Source organism: Rhizobium sp. NZLR10, assembly GCF_019685125.1.
Lineage (GTDB): Bacteria > Pseudomonadota > Alphaproteobacteria > Rhizobiales > Rhizobiaceae > Rhizobium.
The window spans coordinates 231,582-247,149 of the sequence record NZ_JABDWE010000009.1 but is presented as its reverse complement, the minus strand read 5'-3'; the positions used below and the strand labels follow the sequence as shown (position 1 = coordinate 247,149).

The following is a 15,568-nucleotide window of genomic DNA, read 5'->3' as shown; positions in this document are numbered from 1 at the left end:
TACAAGACATCTCCGGTAGCAAGCGGGGAAACGAGCGGTAAGGCGACATAACGCTGAAACAACCATGTCTCGTCGACCGGAATCTTTTGCATTCGGAGATTTAACCTTCCTCAACAGTGGAACAGTGTGATGTCGGAACCGGAAATAAAGGTCGGGATGACCAGCAGCGCCCCCTTCGACCGGGCGCCGATGGCGCCCGCTATGCGCGGCGGCCGCGCATCTTCGTCCTATGACCTTTCGGTGACGGATGACATCGATGCGCGGATCTGGGAGAGAATCAAAGACCATCCCTGCTTTTCAGAGCAAGCCCATCACTATTTTGCTCGCATGCATGTCGCGGTCGCACCTGCCTGCAACATCCAGTGCAACTACTGCAATCGCAAATATGACTGCACCAACGAAAGCCGTCCCGGGGTCTCATCAGTCAAGCTAACTCCCGACCAGGCACTACGCAAGGTGCTTGCCGTCGCCAGCAAAGTGCCGGAGCTTTCCGTAATCGGCATTGCCGGACCGGGCGACGCTTGTTACGACTGGAAGAAAACAGTAGCGACGTTTGAAGGCGTTGCCAGAGAAATACCTGACATCAAACTATGCATTTCTACCAATGGATTGGCGCTTCCGGACCATGTCGATGAGCTAGCTGACATGAACGTCGATCACGTGACGATCACCATCAACATGGTGGATCCGGAAGTCGGGGCGAAGATCTATCCATGGATACTTCACGGTCATCGTCGATACACTGGGATAGAAGGTGCCAGGATCCTTCACGAGCGCCAAATGTTGGGTTTGGAAATGCTGACCGAACGCGGCATCCTCACCAAAATCAATTCTGTTATGATTCCAGGCGTCAATGACACGCACCTCGTGGAAGTTAACCGATGGATCAGAGACCGCGGGGCATTCATGCACAATGTTGTGCCCCTGATTTCAAAGCCTTCGCATGGCACTTATTACGGTCTCACGGGTCAGCGTTGCCCCGAGCAGTTCGAACTAAAGGCACTTCAAGACTGTCTCGATGGTAACGTTAAGCTTATGCGCCACTGCCAACAGTGTCGGGCCGACGCCATCGGTTTGCTGGGCGATGATCGCGAGCGAGAGTTTGCTCTCGACCAAATCTCCACCAAAGCTGGATACGATGCCAACAAGCGCGAGGTATATCGGAAGCTGGTCGAGCATGAGCGAGAGGATCAATTTGCAGCAAAATTGGACGCGAACAAAGCAGTCAAGTCACTGGATTCGTCGGGAACTCTTGCCGTTGCCGTGGCGACCAAAGGTGGCGGCCGGATCAACGAGCATTTCGGTCAGGCAAGAGAACTCCAATTGTATGCCGTCTCTCGAAAGGGAATCGATTTAGTGGGACACCGAAGGGTTCAACAGTATTGCCTGGGTGGTGTAGGCGAGGACAGCGCTCTCGATCACATCATCGTTGCACTCGACGGTATCGATATTCTGCTCTCTGCCAAAATTGGCGATGGACCAAAGAAGCGGCTGGCAAAAGCTGGCGTGCGAGCAACGGACGCATTTGCCTATGCTTACATCGAGGCTTCAATTAGCGCGGTATACGCAGCCGAGTTTGGCCGAAACCCGTCGATGCCGACGGCTTAGCCCCCTCTGACTGACTCAGGAGCTACAAAATGGCTTACAAAATAATCGCATCCCAGTGCACCCAGTGCGGCTCTTGCGAATTTGCATGTCCCTCAGATGCGATCAGTTTCAAAGGTGAGGGATATGTTGTTGATTCACAAAAATGTACCGAGTGCAACGGTGAGTTTGACACGCAACAATGCGCTTCGGTGTGTCCGATGCCGGAGACCTGCGTCCCTGCCTGATTGTCACTGGACTAAAGCGCGTAAGACCAATTTCGCATCCAGGGAGCGGATTCCGCCCAAATCTGATGTAGAGCCATAACGGAGGTGTCGGCCTGGGGATATTTCCTACCAGAATAATGGGCCTTGATAACACTTTCAAAGCTCCCAAAGCGGCCAGCGAGAAGGAACGTGCATGAGAGTGACAATCAGCAGAACTGACGTCGGCTTATCGGCCTATATTCACAAGAAAGACCTCGAGGAACCGATCGTCTCGGTTGAGCACAAAAACCTATGGGGCGGCTCTATTCTGCTGAAAAACGGATGGCGGATTGCCCTTCCCGACCTATCGCAGAACAGGCGCCTGCCCGTTACTGTCGATGCGAGGAGGCTATCCAGTTAGAGTGCGCGCGCAGGTCGGAACGAGCGTTGGTGCAAAGCGTAAGCAGTTCATACACCCAACACAGGGTATCGAGTTTCATCCTTTGCCGATCCGTTGAAGACGACGATCGTCAAGAGGTCGCCCTTATACCTGGAGGAATCCGACGTGAACCAACTCAACGAAACAACGCTTAAGGAGCTCGTGGACCGCATCTTTGGCGACCTTGGTGGTGCATTCAGCGTGCCGCTGGTGCGGATCGGCGATGACCTTGGCCTCTACAAGACGCTAAAGGCGATCGGACCCGCGACGGCCGAGGAGGTTGCCGTGGCCGCGGGATGCACGCCTCGCTATGTGCGCGAGTGGTTGGCAGCGCAGGCGGCTTCGGGCTATGTGCATTACGAGAATGGCCGGTTCTCGCTCACGCCCGAGCAGGCCTACGTGTTTGCTGAACCCGACAGCCCGGTCAACCTGATTGGCGCCTTCGATACGGCTGCCGCCATGGTCGGAAATCAGGCGAAGGTGCAGTCTGCCTTCAAGACAGGTGAAGGCGTTGCCTGGGGTGACCAGGCTGGCTGCATGTTCTGCGCTGTCGCGCGGCTGTTCCGCCCTGGTTACGTCAATGCGCTGGTCCAGGAGTGGCTGCCGGCGCTCGATGGCGTGAACGCCAAGTTGAAATCGGGTGCAACGGTCGCCGACGTCGGATGCGGGCACGGGGTATCAACGGTTCTGATGGCGCAGGCCTTTCCCAAATCCCAGTTCACGGGTTACGACTTTCATTTGGGCTCGATCGCGGCTGCGAAAGCGCACGCTGAAGCGCACGGTTTGACGAACGTGCAGTTTGAGGTGGGCCGCGCGCAGGACTTCGACGGTAGCGACTTCGATCTGATCACCTGCTTCGACTGCCTACACGACATGGGCGACCCGGAAGCCGCGGCGTCTCATATCAAAAAAGCGCTGAAGGAAGGCGGCACCTGGATGGTCGTCGAGCCTTTGGCGGGAGACACGCTTGAGGAGAATATCAACCCGGTCGGGCGGCTCTACTACTCCGCCTCGACGATGATCTGCGTTCCCACCTCCCTGGCGCAGGAGACGGGATTAGCACTTGGCGCTCAGGCGGGAGAGAAGCGATTGACGGAGGTGATCCGGTCAGGCGGGTTCACACATGTCAGACGAGCAGCCCAGACGCCGCTGAACATGGTGCTCGAAGCAACTTGGTGAGAAGGAGTGGTGCATCCGGGACATGCCAGATGGGGCAGGCTCTCGGCGCACACGTGACGTTGAAGGCGGCTAGCACTTGAATTTGGACCGTTTTGCGCTTGAGGGCAGATCCGGTCGCCGCTCTTCAACTCCCTGCTGCACGAGCGAGACAGCGGCGATACCCGCACTGACCGCACGCAATGTGTCGGCACCCTTGACGGCAGCCTTTCCTCACCGTCATCACAAGGCCAGTCGTTTACCAGGAGACGCGCCGTCGCCTGGCCTCCATACGACTTGCGAGATGCCGGGCCAAGCAAAGCAAACCGACCGGATTGATTCTGATGATGATGTGAAGCAGCATCCGTCACCGCATTAGTCGCCGCCGAAGCAATGCGGTCGACACGAGGAATGGTACGACTATGTAGATGCAGAGAACGCCGATATGCAGGGAGACATTGGCGATTGGTTGGCCCAGCATCGTCGGGCGTATAACATCTATCGAATGTGCCAAGGGCAAGAAGGCGGCTATCTGTTGGAATGCTACGGGCAACTGGTCTACGGGAAAGACTGCGCCTGACAAAAACAACATCGGTGTGATGACCAGCGTTTGATAAAATATGAAATAATCGTAGCTGGGCGCGAGGGCCGTGACGACCATTCCAAGGCTCGCAAAGGCTAAGCCCGTGATGGCGATGACCGGAAGAGCGTAGAGAAGAGCCAGCCAGTGAGTGTATCCCAACATGGCGGCGACGATACCAATACCGGTGCCTGCGAGCGACGCCTTGGTTGCCGCCCACGCCATTTCCCCAACGACGATATCCCCCAGCCTGAGCTGCGTGTATAACATTGCTTCCCAGGTGCGCTGGCCCTCCATTCGGCCAAAGGCCGCATAGATAGTCTCGAAGGTTGCAGCAGTCATCGCGCTTGTCGCGATCATTCCAGCCGCCAAAAAAGCAGTGTACGATACGCCGTCAACGCGCCCCACCATCACTCCCAATCCAGCGCCGAGCCCGAATAGATATATAATGGGATCGGCTAGATTTCCCAGAATGGATGCCAACGCCGCTTTTTTCCAAGCCAAATAGTTCCGGCGCCAAACTGCGAGCCAATTTAAACCGCCGGCGGATAATGCTGCTACGCTCATTCTACTTCTCCATCTCGCGTCCGGTTAACCGCAAGAAGACATCTTCTAGATTTGGTGGACGCTCCAGCAAGCGCAGGCCCGTATATCTACGCAGCTGCGCGCGCACCTGCTCTGGATCAGGCGTGTAGCAGAACAGGGTCTCTCCGCTGATCTCCAGTCGCCTAGCATTCGGCCTGATCAAGAGACTAAGCTCCTGCGGATCGCCGCCATAAATTTCGATCACAGGACAGCCAATCTGCTCCTCGATCAGGGCATGCGGTCGGCCCTCGGCGATCTTTCGCCCAGCTTCAAGCACGCACAGCCGGTCGCACAACCGCTCAGCCTCTTCCATGATATGGGTCGTCAGAAGAATTGTCTTGCCGCATGCCAACAGCGATCGAAGTCGTTCCCAGATCAAGTGGCGCGCGTGTGGGTCGAGGCCAGTGGTCGGCTCGTCCAAAATGAGTAGCTGCGGGTCATTAATGAGCGCACGCGCCAAAGTGAGGCGTCGCTTCATCCCTCCCGATAGGTCTGCCACACGCGTATTCGCCTTGCTTTCAAGTCGCGCAAATTCAAGCAGCGATGGGATCACCGTTTCGATTTCTCGGGTGCTCATGCGGAAGTAGCGGCCGTATACCAAAAGGTTCTCGCGGACCGTGAATTCCAGGTCGAGATTATCGAACTGAGACACGATCCCGATTTTCGCGCGCGCCAAGCGAACCTGGCCCGGCTCCTGCGCTCCGAGTACAGTGATCTTGCCTGCATTCGGCGACGTCATTCCTAGGATCATACGGGTGATCGTGCTTTTACCTGCGCCGTTCGGTCCTAAAAGACCAAAACATTCTCCTGCGGCGATAGTAAACGACAAGTCATTGACGACGATTTTACCACCATATGATTTCGAAACGCCGGCCAGGTCGATTGCGACTGGGGACAATGAGCCAGAAGGCGAATCCATTGCCTTAAATTTCGATTGGTGCTGCCGCTCCGATAGGATGAGATGATCCTGGTGCGGATCAGCGATCGTCGTCTTCAAATTCGTTAATTGCCCGTTCATTTCTTGTCCCAGATTTTGAGCTGCAGTGACGCGTTCATCACTCGCCACTATAGGCAATTTCAGATGTCGCCCGCCCTGGCATTTTGGTAGCGCCCTGCTGCCCAACCGTGGGCGCAATCGCGACTGATCCGCGCGACAGCCAGTCGCTATTGGATAGGGTACAAAGGGCATAGGCCTTCAAGGGAATTAAGAGAAAGATGTTCACAAGCGTGTGGAGAGCAAAACCCAGAAACCTCAGTTCGCGGGCGCGATAGGCAGCCACGCTACAGCGGACAAGAGTCATGGATCCAATGACCAGGATCGTCCACCAGGGTAGTGTGGCGGTCAGCGCAAACTGGCCAATTCCTGTCAATACCGACAGCGCAAGAAGTAGCAGGCCGACATTTTGCCCGATTGCGTCCAGCGTGAGATATCGATCGAGACCAGGCAGTACAGGAAGCGCAAGCAAAGTATCCCGAAAGGTGCTGCGTGCCCACCGTAGTTGTTGGCGTAGATAAACACCCATCGTGTCTGGAACGACTGTCGCCGCGATGGCACTCGGAACATACTCAGTTCGAAAGCCTGCGCTCAGCATGAGAATCGTCAAATGGCGATCTTCGCCGAAGTCACTCGGCTTGCCGCGATAAAGCTGCGTCTCGTACTGATCGAGCAGCGAAAGCATAGCAGACCGACGGTACATCGCACATGGGCCGCAGCAACACATAACTGCACCGAAGCGAGCTTGTGCCGCGCGCTCCTCGTTGCAGGCAAGCCAGTACTCCATGTCAATCAAGCGAGTTAGCCAGGTGTCCGCCTGGTTGCTGGCTTTCATTTGGCCCATCGCCGCACCGACTGCTGGATCCCGCATTTTGTGGGCAAGCTTAGATACGACGTCGGGGGCGATCGTGGTGTCTGAGTCCACATTCAAAATGAGATCCCCAGAGGACTGGGTTATAGCGGCGATTTGCGCTTTGCGCTTTCCAACATTTTTAGGGAGAATTGTGAAGTTGAATCTCTCATCGTCTGCATAGACAGCGCGCTGAGCCACAACCGCGTCGCGATTTTTGGAACCGTCGTCGACTACATAGATGCGCAATTTTCCGGCATAATCTTGCTCCGCAAGCGACGCGAGGCATTCCGAAAGAACGATTGGGTCCTCGTTGAAGCACGGCACGATGACATCAACGCTTGGCACGGGGTTGGTTTCAATGTCTTTCGCAGGTGTTGTTGAGATCGTTGTCCGCCTAGCATGAAAGACCTGCGCGCTCTTGTAAACGGTGGAGAGCATTGCATAAAGCGAGATGGCGGCGATGCTGGTTGTTGCGAGCAGGGTCATGGTTTCTCGTTTGTCCAGTGTTTCAGGGAAGTGAACGAATCTCGAATCCGCGGCTATGCAGTGCCGGAATAATTCGAGAGAGTGCTATGAGCGTCTGGTCACGGAGTCCGGCAAGCGAGCATTGCTCAACCTCATCGGGAGGACACCCGTCGTGCAAAAGCACGATTGCCCCAGGCCGAGCAGCAGCAAGCACCTCATCAACGATCACGTCGACGCCCGGGCAAGACCAGTCTCTAGGGTCGGCCGACCAGTGAACGGCTCCAAGTCCAGCCCTCACCGATGCTGAAAGGACGTCTTCAGTCCAAACCCCGTAAGGCGCTCGTAAGTGCCGGACCAAGGCTTGGGGACAGGCCGAGACAATAGCTTGATGCGCCTCGTCTATTTCACGTTTCACATCCTTGGGATCGCAGGTGGCGAGGTCGGGATGCGTCATGGTATGATTGGCGACATCATGACCTTCCGCCACAAGGCGCCGAATGAGTTCGGGGTGATCCTTCACGTATGAGCCGATAGCAAAAAATGTCGCCGGAACACGGTGCTCAGCTAGAACATCTAGGATTTGCGGCGTGCAGAATGGATTAGGACCGTCGTCGAACGTCAAGTAAACGCAGCGATCTTCCTGGCCGTTTGTGTGATTGACCGGTACTTCGCTCATATATGCAGGCCGCTTCATAGTTCCGACCCGTTTCGTTCAATCAACGAGCCCGCAGGCCACTCAGTCATCGGACGGTCGACGGGAACCACCAATACGAGGACATCTTCAGTGCGCGTGGCTGGCAGGTCGGAATGCGCGTCTGGAAGCGTGGAGCGCACACGCAGCCCGGTCATAATATTGGCGGTCCCGTCTCGGCAGTATCTTTCCATATGATTCCGCATGGCGTGGCGAACTGTTCCGAAAGCAAATGGAACACTCAACTGGCGCAGAACCGGAAACATGGCGCGGACCGAGTGAGCGATGCCTAATCCTTCTAGATCCGGTCGCACTCCGTACAGGCCTAGCTCAGCCACAAGCAAATCAGTCGTACCGACCTTTATGAAGCGGCGTAACAAGCCCATGTGGCTAGCGACGCCGTGCGAGTCATATGCGATTGCGCGGCGTTCGGGCCTCGCACCACCCCAGCTTCGGCCAGTCTCGAACGGCTTGGCATTGAACGCTCCCGTCGGCCCATAGGTCTTACAAAAAAAATCAGCGAGTTCCGCGTGGTCGGAAGCTTCCAGCTCATTTTCCCAGCAGATTTTCCATCGCACTTCAGAAGACATGCAAAAGCTCCAAGTTGTTTCTTCGCCCAACCACGATCAGAGCTGCGCGATATTGTTGCGCATACTTGTTGGATTGCCGGTTAGGCAATCGAGCGGTTAAGAGGTTTAAGAGTCTCAAACCGGGCCCCTGCCCGGCGCTTCGTTTTTTAGTTCCTGGCCCCTGATATTGATCAAGTTCCGGGTTTTCTATAAGTGATCCGAAAGATTGGTAAAATTGATTGTTTGGATGGCAATCATCTATGGAATGGATATTCAACCCATGCGTTTTAAAGGCCTAGATCTAAACCTTCTTGTAGCACTCGACGCTCTAATGACCGAGCGCAAGCTCACAGCAGCGGCGCGCAGCATCAACCTCAGCCAACCCGCCATGAGCGCCGCCATCTCTAGGTTGCGCGACTATTTCCGCGACGACCTTTTTATCATGCAGAGACGGGAGCTAGTTCCGACCCCGCGTGCAGAGGCACTTGCCCCCGCTGTCCGCGAAGCCCTCTTGCATATTCAGCTCTCCGTTATCGCTTGGGATCCAATAAACCCAGCGGAGTCGGACCGCCGATTCAGAATTATCCTCTCAGACTTCATGGCACTGGTCTTCTTCGACAAGATAATACTGCGCTTAGCTCGGGAGGCGCCAGGGGTCAGCTTCGAGTTGCTGCCACTTGACGACGATCCGGAGGAGCTTCTCCGCCGTGGTGATGTCGATTTTCTGATCCTCCCGGATTTATTCATGTCCGGCGCCCATCCGAAGGCAAGGCTTTTCGAAGAGAGACTGGTGTGCGTCGGCTGCCCTACGAACGAGCAGTTACAAGGGCAGCTCTCCTTGGAGCAATATATGTCCATGGGACATGTTGCGGCTAAGTTCGGACGTGGTCTTAAGCCTTCCGTAGAGCAATGGTTATTGATGCAGCACGGCCTCAAGAGGCGTATTGAGCTCGTCGTCCCGGGGTTTAACTTGATCCCGCCATTGCTGTCTCGCACTAATCGAATAGCAACCATCCCCCTGCGGCTGGTCAAACATTACGAACGAACTATCCCACTAAGAATCATTGAGCATCCTTTGCCGCTTCTTTCGTTCACTGAGGCTGTCCAATGGCCGGCTCTTCACAACACTGATCCTGGAAACATCTGGATGCGCGAGATTATGATCCAAGAGGCTTCGCGCATGGAATCTGAGATGGAAAGTTGTACGTCGTAAGCGGCACCGCCGGCTCATTTCACAGCCCCAGTAATTAGATCCATACGCGTTGGCTGTGTTCCCAAAGGAGGCATTACGTTACAGGCGGCCCCCGCCGCCTCAGCTCAGCTAGCAATCGAAGCTATTGCCGAGAGCGATCGTTTCTACCTGAGAAGGTACGATTCGTATGCTTTCCCTGGCCTCATGCAAAAGTGATTCAAAACTTTATTCCTGTAACTTATGTTCGGCCCATCGCGGAAACCAGCATTCAGCTGCGGTGACTTCCCCGACCTTCCGCACATGCGCTTCTGCGCGAAAATGACCAACGCGCCGACCCGGGATAGTAGCCGAAGCTCTACTTTCGATTCCGCAATAAATCTTGTTCTTGAAGGTTTGAAACGGCGCCGGCGCGAGAAGTTAGCCGCGGCAATATGTCGAGCCACAATCCATAGCGTGGATGCTTTTGATCCACACAATCAATTTTACCAATGATCCCATATGATCCATAGCAGGGCAGCCGCGCGGTGAGATTCCGGTAAGTTTTATTGGTTTCTGTCGTCACTTCGCAGACGAGCCGGAACATCTTCCGATGTTAGCAGCAATTAGATCGAGCCTTCTCGCAAGGCCGTCGGCTCGTCGAAATTAGGCATGATGGAGAGGAATACAAATGGCTGATCAACTCACACTGGAAATTATCAGTGCGATCAATAAGCTCGTCAAAGCTGAAGACGGCGGGAGAACGATCGTAGCGCTCGGCGAAATAACGACTGACACTGAGCTGACTTCACTTGGCATCGATTCGCTGGGTTTGGCCGATGTCCTTTGGGATCTGGAGCAGCTCTACGGCATTAAGATCGAGATGAATACGGCCGATGCCTGGTCGAACCTCAACAATATCGGCGACGTGGTGGAAGCCGTCCGTGGCTTGCTCACCAAGGAGGTCTGAATGGACAGACGCGTCGTTATCACCGGATTGGGCGGACTGTGCGGACTGGGCACCGATGCTTCCTCTATCTGGACGGAGATGCGCGAAGGCCGCTCCGCCATCGGCCCGATCTCAAACTCAGAGATTCATGAGCTGAAGGGGATGATCGGGACCGAGATCAAGGTGCTGCCTCAACACGACATTGATCGCAAACAGCTCATCTCCATGGACCGCTTCAGCCTGCTAGCCGTGCTTGCAGCTAAACAAGCCATGCTACAGGCCGGCCTTTCGTGCAATGAAGGAAATGCCCACCGTTTCGGCGCGACAGTGGGCGTTGGCTTTGGCGGCTGGGACGCTACCGAGAAGGCCTACCGCACCCTCCTATTGGGCGGCGCGACTCGCACTGAGCTATTCACTGGGGTAAAGGCAATGCCTAGCGCGGCCGCCTGTCAGGTAAGTATGAACCTCGGGCTGCGGGGGCCAGTCTTCGGTGCCACCTCTGCCTGCGCCTCGGCCAACCATGCGATCGCTTCAGCGGTAGATCAGATCAAGCTCGGTAGGGCGGACGTTATGCTAGCTGGAGGAAGCGACGCGCCACTCGTGTGGATCGTGCTTAAGGCATGGGAAGCAATGCGCGTACTCGCTCCAGATACTTGCCGGCCATTCTCGGGCGACAGGAAAGGACTAGTTTTGGGCGAAGGTGCGGGCATGGCCGTGCTGGAAAGCTATGAGCATGCCGCCGCCCGCGGTGCAACGATGCTTGCCGAGGTCGCCGGCATCGGCCTTTCCGCCGATGCCTACCACATAGCTGCACCAGCTGTGCATGGGCCGGAGGCGGCGATGCGCGCCTGCCTTGTTGATGCGGGTTTAAATGCCGAGGATGTAGACTACCTCAACGCCCATGGCACCGGCACCAAGGCCAACGATCAGATCGAAACGACGGCGATTAAGCGCGTCTTTGGTGACCATGCGCGATCGATGTCCATCTCTTCCACCAAATCCACTCACGCGCACTGCCTCGGGGCAGCAAGTGCGCTCGAAATGATAGCCTGCGTGATGGCGATCCAAGAAGGTGTCGTGCCGCCCACGGCGAACTATCGCGAACCAGACCCCGATTGTGATCTGGACATCACGCCAAATGTGCCCCGGGAGCGCAGGGTGGGCGTGGCCATGAGCAACGCCTTCGCCATGGGCGGCATGAATGCTGTCCTTGCGTTCAAGCAGGTGCAATGAAGTGAAGATCGTCACGACTAACCCTTGTAAGGCCAGCGGCACATGCTTGAAGCAGGCACCGCAATCCTGTCAAATAGTCTCGCTCTAATTCCCCGGATACTCTCGCATCTCAAATTTTCCTCCGCGCAAACCATGCTACTCCGCCGTCTCGGGGCAAAGGCTGTGGGATGAGAGGGATGCAGCCCGTCGCCCGCTCTTTCCGGCATCAGCGAGCACACACGTCTGACGAAGTGGGCTCGGCACCGCTGCTTGTTGGCATTGATGAACCTTCGGTGACTTTGCGGCCTTCGTGGTCATCGGAGAAAGCGATCACCACGCTGATATCAATTCGAGCGCCGTGGCTTTGGCGACAGCTTCACTGGTCGTGGCGACGGTCAGCTTTCGGCGTGCCGACGCAAGATAGAGCTGCACCGCACTTACCGAAATGGACAAGCGGGCGCAGATCTGCTTTGCCATTAGGCCGCTGGCCGTCATATCGAGACATTGCAGTTCGCGGCGCGACAATTGCGGAAAATCCGCAGTTTTTCTCAGGCCCGACAGAACCATGGCCCTGTCGTGGAGATGGTGGGCGAGAAACTGGAGGTCGCGCATGCTGTCCATGCGGAACCGACGCCAGTAGGAGGCGGGCTGATTGGAGGTGATCGTAAACAGCGATCGCTCCCCGTGAGGCCCACGCACCGGCAGTGTCACGCCTTGCTGCCCGATACCGAAGGCCATCGCCTCCTTAAAGAAGCCGTGAGCCCGCCCTGAATCCCATTTTGACGCGGACCATTCCACGGGCAGAAAGCCGCGCTGTCCGAGCCGCACGACGGGATCGATGCTGAAGTAATCCCGGGCAAGATATTGCTTCACCCATTCGGGCGGGTAGGTCAGCATCAGCAATGGATTGTTGGCCGCTGCGCCCGAGGAGCGGGTCACATGCAGAACCATGTGCGATATCGCATAGATGTGGCGGACTTCGTCCAGCGTCGTTTCCAGATCTTCCAACGTCGGCGATGCGGAGATCCGGTCCAAACTGTAGAAAAAACGAGAACTGCGCAGCATGAGATGGACTCGCGGTTGTGTGTTTTCCTGACTGGGGTAATCGTAACATTTCGCGGTTAGCGAGAAAAGAACATTTTATGGCAACCATGGCGCGATGTGAAGAACAGGTTAAGGAACTGACGACACTGTGGGCGGCGGGACGGCGACTGGCCTTACCGCATGCCACCATCGACAAGGGCCCTGCCAGGACAGGAAGAGGTTTGATTGAGAAGCCGGGCTAGGTTGGTGCGAAGTGTCCGACAGTTATCTGCAGTCACGTCCCACAGGCCGACATACAGTTTGCCGATCTCGGGCAGTGATCGGGCAAGCGGCGTCGGCCTCCAGCCGAGCCTGCGATACACCCCGACCATCGCCCCATCATAGACGCCGACGATGTTTTCGATACCGGCGCCGAGGGCAAGATCGCAAAGCCCTGAGAGCAGTTCGGTGGCGACTGCGCGCGATTGCGCGATGTGTCCGGCAGATGGGTGAACGCAAAAGCGAGTACATTCCCAGGTCGTCGGGCTGTCGACGTCGATAGGCTGATCGAAGAAATGCCGAAACTCGCTTTTGAGCATCGTCGCGCCAGTGGTCGGCAGCAGGCGTAGCGAACCTGTCAGTGTGCCCGAAGGTCGTTGAGTGACGAGATATACGGGATCTTCGACCTCATCATATCGGTCCCTCTCCCATTGATCCCGGACATCGACCTGCCATCCCAGCCGATCGCGAAAAACGACGGCGCGAGCCCGAAACATTGCATCGAATGCACGTCGATCGGTCTCGAGCATGTCTTTGGTGAGTATCCGCAACATATCCGTTCCTCCTGATCGTCGATGTTTCACAACAGGGGCCGACCTCGAGCAATCTGGATATTTCACCAGATTGACCGGCGCTTCGACTTACCTTTCATTTTCACAGGCATTTCCGAAGCTTGATCGATCTCAAGCTCGCTGTGGCTGCCACTTCAACGCAACCAAGGAAGAATCGTTCGTGACCTACGATCCAGCCCGCGGCAAACGCATTCGAGAAGCGATATCTCGGGGCAAGTTCCGGAAAGTACACGCTCTTGCAGCCGAACTGAATGTATCAGTCGCGGCCGTCTCGCGCTGGCAAAATGGCGGCCATACGTCCCTGGAAAGCGCCTGCGCTCTCGCGCGCCTGCTGGATGTTTCCCTCGATTGGCTGCTCTTGGGGCGAGGGACCATGGACGGGCATAGGAACAGCGCGATCTCCGCCACGGAATTGCTGTGGGTAATGGCGCTACGCGGCCGATCTGCGACGGCTCAGTCCAATCTTATTGGGCTGCTCGAATCCATCCCTCCGGAACACGCCTTACGCTAAGCACAATTCTGAACGGTTTTTTTAACTTGCGCTCAACAGCTTTAGGTTGCTTAAATGAGCAGCATCAACGATCTTTCTAATTAGGGTTTCATTGACGGGACCGGCAGGAAGGCTAGCCCACCCTGCCCTCGCCGACGCGAAGACCCTTGTTTTCACTATCAACGCAGAAGGGTTGCCGACATGTCTACAATGTTGACCATCAACGTGAAAAACTACGAATCCCAGACGCAAAACTTCTACTTCTTCCAGCAACCGGCAATTTATACCGGCGGCGGGCAAGTCTATTCGAACAGCCTTTTCTCGCAGTCGCTCGGCAACTACGACAACACCGGCGCGATCCTGACCTTCCAGGTCAACCTGCAATATTATGCCGGCATCCAGCAGGCGAATACACCGCCGCAAATCGGCGCCTCTTCCGGCTACTCGTCAGCCAGCCGCGCCATTGATCTTGCTCCGAGTTCGGGTGGCAGCGGTAAACCGAACGACTGGACGACTGCGACGGTCAATCCGCTCGGACTATCCTCGCCAATCTACGGGGAAGGTGTACAGCCTGGCGCATTCCGCATCACCACGCCGGTCTTCAACTCGCCGCCCTACTTCAATGTCGGCTCAGCGGTTGCCGTCAATGGCGGCATCGTGCTCTCCAACTTCGTGCAGGCAAACCCGGCCAGCAATACCGATTGCCAGCCGATCCTGAAATATTATGTCCAGACCGGCGCCTACACGCCAGGTGTCGTGATGAACTTCACGCAGTCGAGCGTGAACGCGGCGCTTTCCGACTTCACCGGCGGCTATTCCGTCTGCAACGTCAGCCTGAAATCTGACGGCACCTGGACCACGCAGCTCCAGTAAACCTTGGCAGCCATGCAGGTGAAGAACCGTCCCCTCTTCACCTGCATGCGCAGCATTCGCGCGTTGCCGCCGCCCGCCGGGCGACGGACAGGCTTGATCTCAGAGGGGATTGTCACACGCCATGACCAGTTCGTCCTACCAGATCATCGTTCGGAACTTCTCGCAGACGACGCAATATTTCTATGTTTTCCAGAAGCAGGCGGCATTTCCGTTGCTGCCGAGCCATGGTCCCATCCTCAGCGGCAGTCTCGGCTGCCAAAGCATCGGCAATTACGCAAGTTCGGGAGCGCAGATCAATTTCGGTTTGGACAGTCAGGTCTATGCAGGTGCCCTCAGCACCAAACAGGCGGCGTCCCCCTCGCAGCTTATCGCGCTTCTCTCGCTCAATGCCGCCACGCTATCCGTGGTCGGCAGCAGCTCGGCGTTCCGACCGGTTACGCTCACCACGGTCGACGGTTCGCCGGACAATTGCACGACCTTGACGCTCGATCCGCTTGGACTTTCCGCGCCCGCCAATCAAGCCGGAGTTGCGATCGGAGGATTTGGCATAAACGTGCCTTCCTACACGCCGTTGCCGCGTCCCGAGCTCTATTGTGGCGTCGTCGCACTAAACGACAATCAAGCTATCATACTCTCGAGCTTCGTCGCTCCTTTCCCCAACGCCGTCATGAACTGCATACCGAAACAGATCTTTTTCGTGAAGATGGGCTACCAGCCGGTCGGAAGCACCGTGACTTATGACGAGAGCAACTCGGCATGCTGCGATTTCACCATCGGCTACGCGATCTACACCGTGACTTACAAAGCTGACGGAACCTTTTCGGCGACAGGAGGACCGTAGACCCAGAGAACCGGATCATCATTGACGCTTGAACAAGCCA

17 protein-coding genes are annotated in these 15,568 nt (G+C 56.3%); 10 read left to right on the top strand and 7 right to left on the bottom strand.

Annotated elements, in window-relative coordinates; all coding sequences use genetic code 11:
- Positions 1-129: 129 nt before the first annotated feature.
- From nifB to HJB82_RS16035, 4 genes are all read left to right on the top strand, one after another.
- Entirely contained in the window at positions 130-1,608 is a 1,479-nt protein-coding gene (nifB, locus tag HJB82_RS16050) for a nitrogenase cofactor biosynthesis protein NifB (RefSeq protein ID WP_168260029.1), read from the top strand.
- A 29-nt stretch (positions 1,609-1,637) separates the two neighbouring features.
- A complete protein-coding gene (locus HJB82_RS16045) occupies positions 1,638-1,832 on the top strand; it encodes a 4Fe-4S binding protein (protein WP_221140619.1) in 195 nt (64 codons plus the stop codon).
- Positions 1,833-2,004: 172 nt separating this feature from the next.
- On the top strand, positions 2,005-2,211 hold the full coding sequence (gene nifT / locus HJB82_RS16040) for a putative nitrogen fixation protein NifT (protein ID WP_131702623.1): 207 nt from the start codon (positions 2,005-2,007) through the stop codon (positions 2,209-2,211).
- Between the two features lie 144 nt (positions 2,212-2,355).
- On the top strand, positions 2,356-3,408 hold the full coding sequence (locus HJB82_RS16035; protein WP_221140616.1) for a class I SAM-dependent methyltransferase: 1,053 nt from the start codon (positions 2,356-2,358) through the stop codon (positions 3,406-3,408).
- A 343-nt stretch (positions 3,409-3,751) separates the two neighbouring features.
- On the opposite strand, the gene HJB82_RS16030 is transcribed toward HJB82_RS16035, so the two are convergent.
- The 5 genes from HJB82_RS16030 to HJB82_RS16010 are packed head-to-tail and all read right to left on the bottom strand — an operon-like array spanning position 3,752 to position 8,142.
- Positions 3,752-4,531: an ABC transporter permease gene (locus HJB82_RS16030; protein ID WP_127431411.1), complete on the bottom strand. Its 780-nt coding sequence runs from the start codon at positions 4,529-4,531 to the stop codon at positions 3,752-3,754.
- A gap of 1 nt (position 4,532) precedes the next feature.
- Positions 4,533-5,567, bottom strand: coding sequence for a nodulation factor ABC transporter ATP-binding protein NodI (gene nodI, locus HJB82_RS16025; protein ID WP_127431513.1), 1,035 nt, complete (start codon positions 5,565-5,567; stop codon positions 4,533-4,535).
- A gap of 37 nt (positions 5,568-5,604) precedes the next feature.
- Positions 5,605-6,882, bottom strand: a complete 1,278-nt coding sequence (gene nodC, locus HJB82_RS16020) for a chitooligosaccharide synthase NodC (protein ID WP_127431412.1) — start codon at positions 6,880-6,882, stop codon at positions 5,605-5,607.
- A 22-nt stretch (positions 6,883-6,904) separates the two neighbouring features.
- Positions 6,905-7,555, bottom strand: a complete 651-nt coding sequence (nodB, locus tag HJB82_RS16015) for a chitooligosaccharide deacetylase NodB (protein ID WP_221140615.1) — start codon at positions 7,553-7,555, stop codon at positions 6,905-6,907.
- A complete protein-coding gene (locus HJB82_RS16010) occupies positions 7,552-8,142 on the bottom strand; it encodes a NodA family N-acyltransferase (protein ID WP_127431414.1) in 591 nt (196 codons plus the stop codon). Before HJB82_RS16010 ends, nodB begins: the two co-directional genes overlap by 4 nt.
- A 259-nt stretch (positions 8,143-8,401) precedes the next feature.
- Here HJB82_RS16010 and HJB82_RS16005 point away from each other — a divergent pair, with 259 nt between their 5' ends.
- The 3 genes from HJB82_RS16005 to HJB82_RS15995 all read left to right on the top strand — a co-directional run bounded on the left by HJB82_RS16005 (position 8,402) and on the right by HJB82_RS15995 (position 11,471).
- Positions 8,402-9,334 (top strand): LysR family transcriptional regulator, encoded by a 933-nt coding sequence (locus HJB82_RS16005; protein ID WP_131702676.1) that lies wholly within the window; start codon positions 8,402-8,404, stop codon positions 9,332-9,334.
- Between the two features lie 646 nt (positions 9,335-9,980).
- On the top strand, positions 9,981-10,259 hold the full coding sequence (locus HJB82_RS16000; RefSeq protein WP_127431415.1) for an acyl carrier protein: 279 nt from the start codon (positions 9,981-9,983) through the stop codon (positions 10,257-10,259).
- Positions 10,260-11,471 (top strand): beta-ketoacyl synthase, encoded by a 1,212-nt coding sequence (locus HJB82_RS15995; RefSeq protein ID WP_168257384.1) that lies wholly within the window; start codon positions 10,260-10,262, stop codon positions 11,469-11,471. It abuts the gene before it with no gap.
- 309 nt (positions 11,472-11,780) lie between these two features.
- On the opposite strand, the gene HJB82_RS15990 is transcribed toward HJB82_RS15995, so the two are convergent.
- Together HJB82_RS15990 and HJB82_RS15985 are read right to left on the bottom strand one after the other, a co-directional pair.
- On the bottom strand, positions 11,781-12,515 hold the full coding sequence (locus HJB82_RS15990) for a LuxR family transcriptional regulator (RefSeq protein WP_168257383.1): 735 nt from the start codon (positions 12,513-12,515) through the stop codon (positions 11,781-11,783).
- Between the two features lie 152 nt (positions 12,516-12,667).
- On the bottom strand, positions 12,668-13,306 hold the full coding sequence (locus HJB82_RS15985; protein ID WP_131702632.1) for an acyl-homoserine-lactone synthase: 639 nt from the start codon (positions 13,304-13,306) through the stop codon (positions 12,668-12,670).
- Positions 13,307-13,484: 178 nt separating this feature from the next.
- Between HJB82_RS15985 and HJB82_RS15980 the strand changes: the two genes are divergently transcribed.
- From HJB82_RS15980 to HJB82_RS15970, 3 genes are all read left to right on the top strand, one after another.
- On the top strand, positions 13,485-13,835 hold the full coding sequence (locus HJB82_RS15980) for a helix-turn-helix domain-containing protein (protein WP_221140652.1): 351 nt from the start codon (positions 13,485-13,487) through the stop codon (positions 13,833-13,835).
- Between the two features lie 180 nt (positions 13,836-14,015).
- On the top strand, positions 14,016-14,687 hold the full coding sequence (locus HJB82_RS15975) for a hypothetical protein (RefSeq protein ID WP_064649264.1): 672 nt from the start codon (positions 14,016-14,018) through the stop codon (positions 14,685-14,687).
- Positions 14,688-14,808: 121 nt separating this feature from the next.
- Positions 14,809-15,528, top strand: coding sequence for a hypothetical protein (locus tag HJB82_RS15970; RefSeq protein WP_168277473.1), 720 nt, complete (start codon positions 14,809-14,811; stop codon positions 15,526-15,528).
- The last annotated feature ends 40 nt before the right edge of the window (positions 15,529-15,568 follow it).

Coding starts and splice junctions, on each gene's coding strand:
- HJB82_RS16000 (WP_127431415.1), top strand. CDS start 9,981: ATGGCTGATCAACTCACACTGGAAATTATCAGTGCGATCAATAAGCTC.
- HJB82_RS15970 (WP_168277473.1), top strand. CDS start 14,809: ATGACCAGTTCGTCCTACCAGATCATCGTTCGGAACTTCTCGCAGACG.
- nifT (WP_131702623.1), top strand. CDS start 2,005: ATGAGAGTGACAATCAGCAGAACTGACGTCGGCTTATCGGCCTATATT.
- HJB82_RS16005 (WP_131702676.1), top strand. CDS start 8,402: ATGCGTTTTAAAGGCCTAGATCTAAACCTTCTTGTAGCACTCGACGCT.
- HJB82_RS15995 (WP_168257384.1), top strand. CDS start 10,260: ATGGACAGACGCGTCGTTATCACCGGATTGGGCGGACTGTGCGGACTG.
- HJB82_RS15990 (WP_168257383.1), bottom strand. CDS start 12,515: ATGCTGCGCAGTTCTCGTTTTTTCTACAGTTTGGACCGGATCTCCGCA.
- HJB82_RS16045 (WP_221140619.1), top strand. CDS start 1,638: ATGGCTTACAAAATAATCGCATCCCAGTGCACCCAGTGCGGCTCTTGC.
- HJB82_RS16010 (WP_127431414.1), bottom strand. CDS start 8,142: ATGTCTTCTGAAGTGCGATGGAAAATCTGCTGGGAAAATGAGCTGGAA.
- HJB82_RS15985 (WP_131702632.1), bottom strand. CDS start 13,306: ATGTTGCGGATACTCACCAAAGACATGCTCGAGACCGATCGACGTGCA.
- nodB (WP_221140615.1), bottom strand. CDS start 7,555: ATGAAGCGGCCTGCATATATGAGCGAAGTACCGGTCAATCACACAAAC.
- nifB (WP_168260029.1), top strand. CDS start 130: ATGTCGGAACCGGAAATAAAGGTCGGGATGACCAGCAGCGCCCCCTTC.
- HJB82_RS15975 (WP_064649264.1), top strand. CDS start 14,016: ATGTCTACAATGTTGACCATCAACGTGAAAAACTACGAATCCCAGACG.
- nodC (WP_127431412.1), bottom strand. CDS start 6,882: ATGACCCTGCTCGCAACAACCAGCATCGCCGCCATCTCGCTTTATGCA.
- HJB82_RS16030 (WP_127431411.1), bottom strand. CDS start 4,531: ATGAGCGTAGCAGCATTATCCGCCGGCGGTTTAAATTGGCTCGCAGTT.
- nodI (WP_127431513.1), bottom strand. CDS start 5,567: ATGAACGGGCAATTAACGAATTTGAAGACGACGATCGCTGATCCGCAC.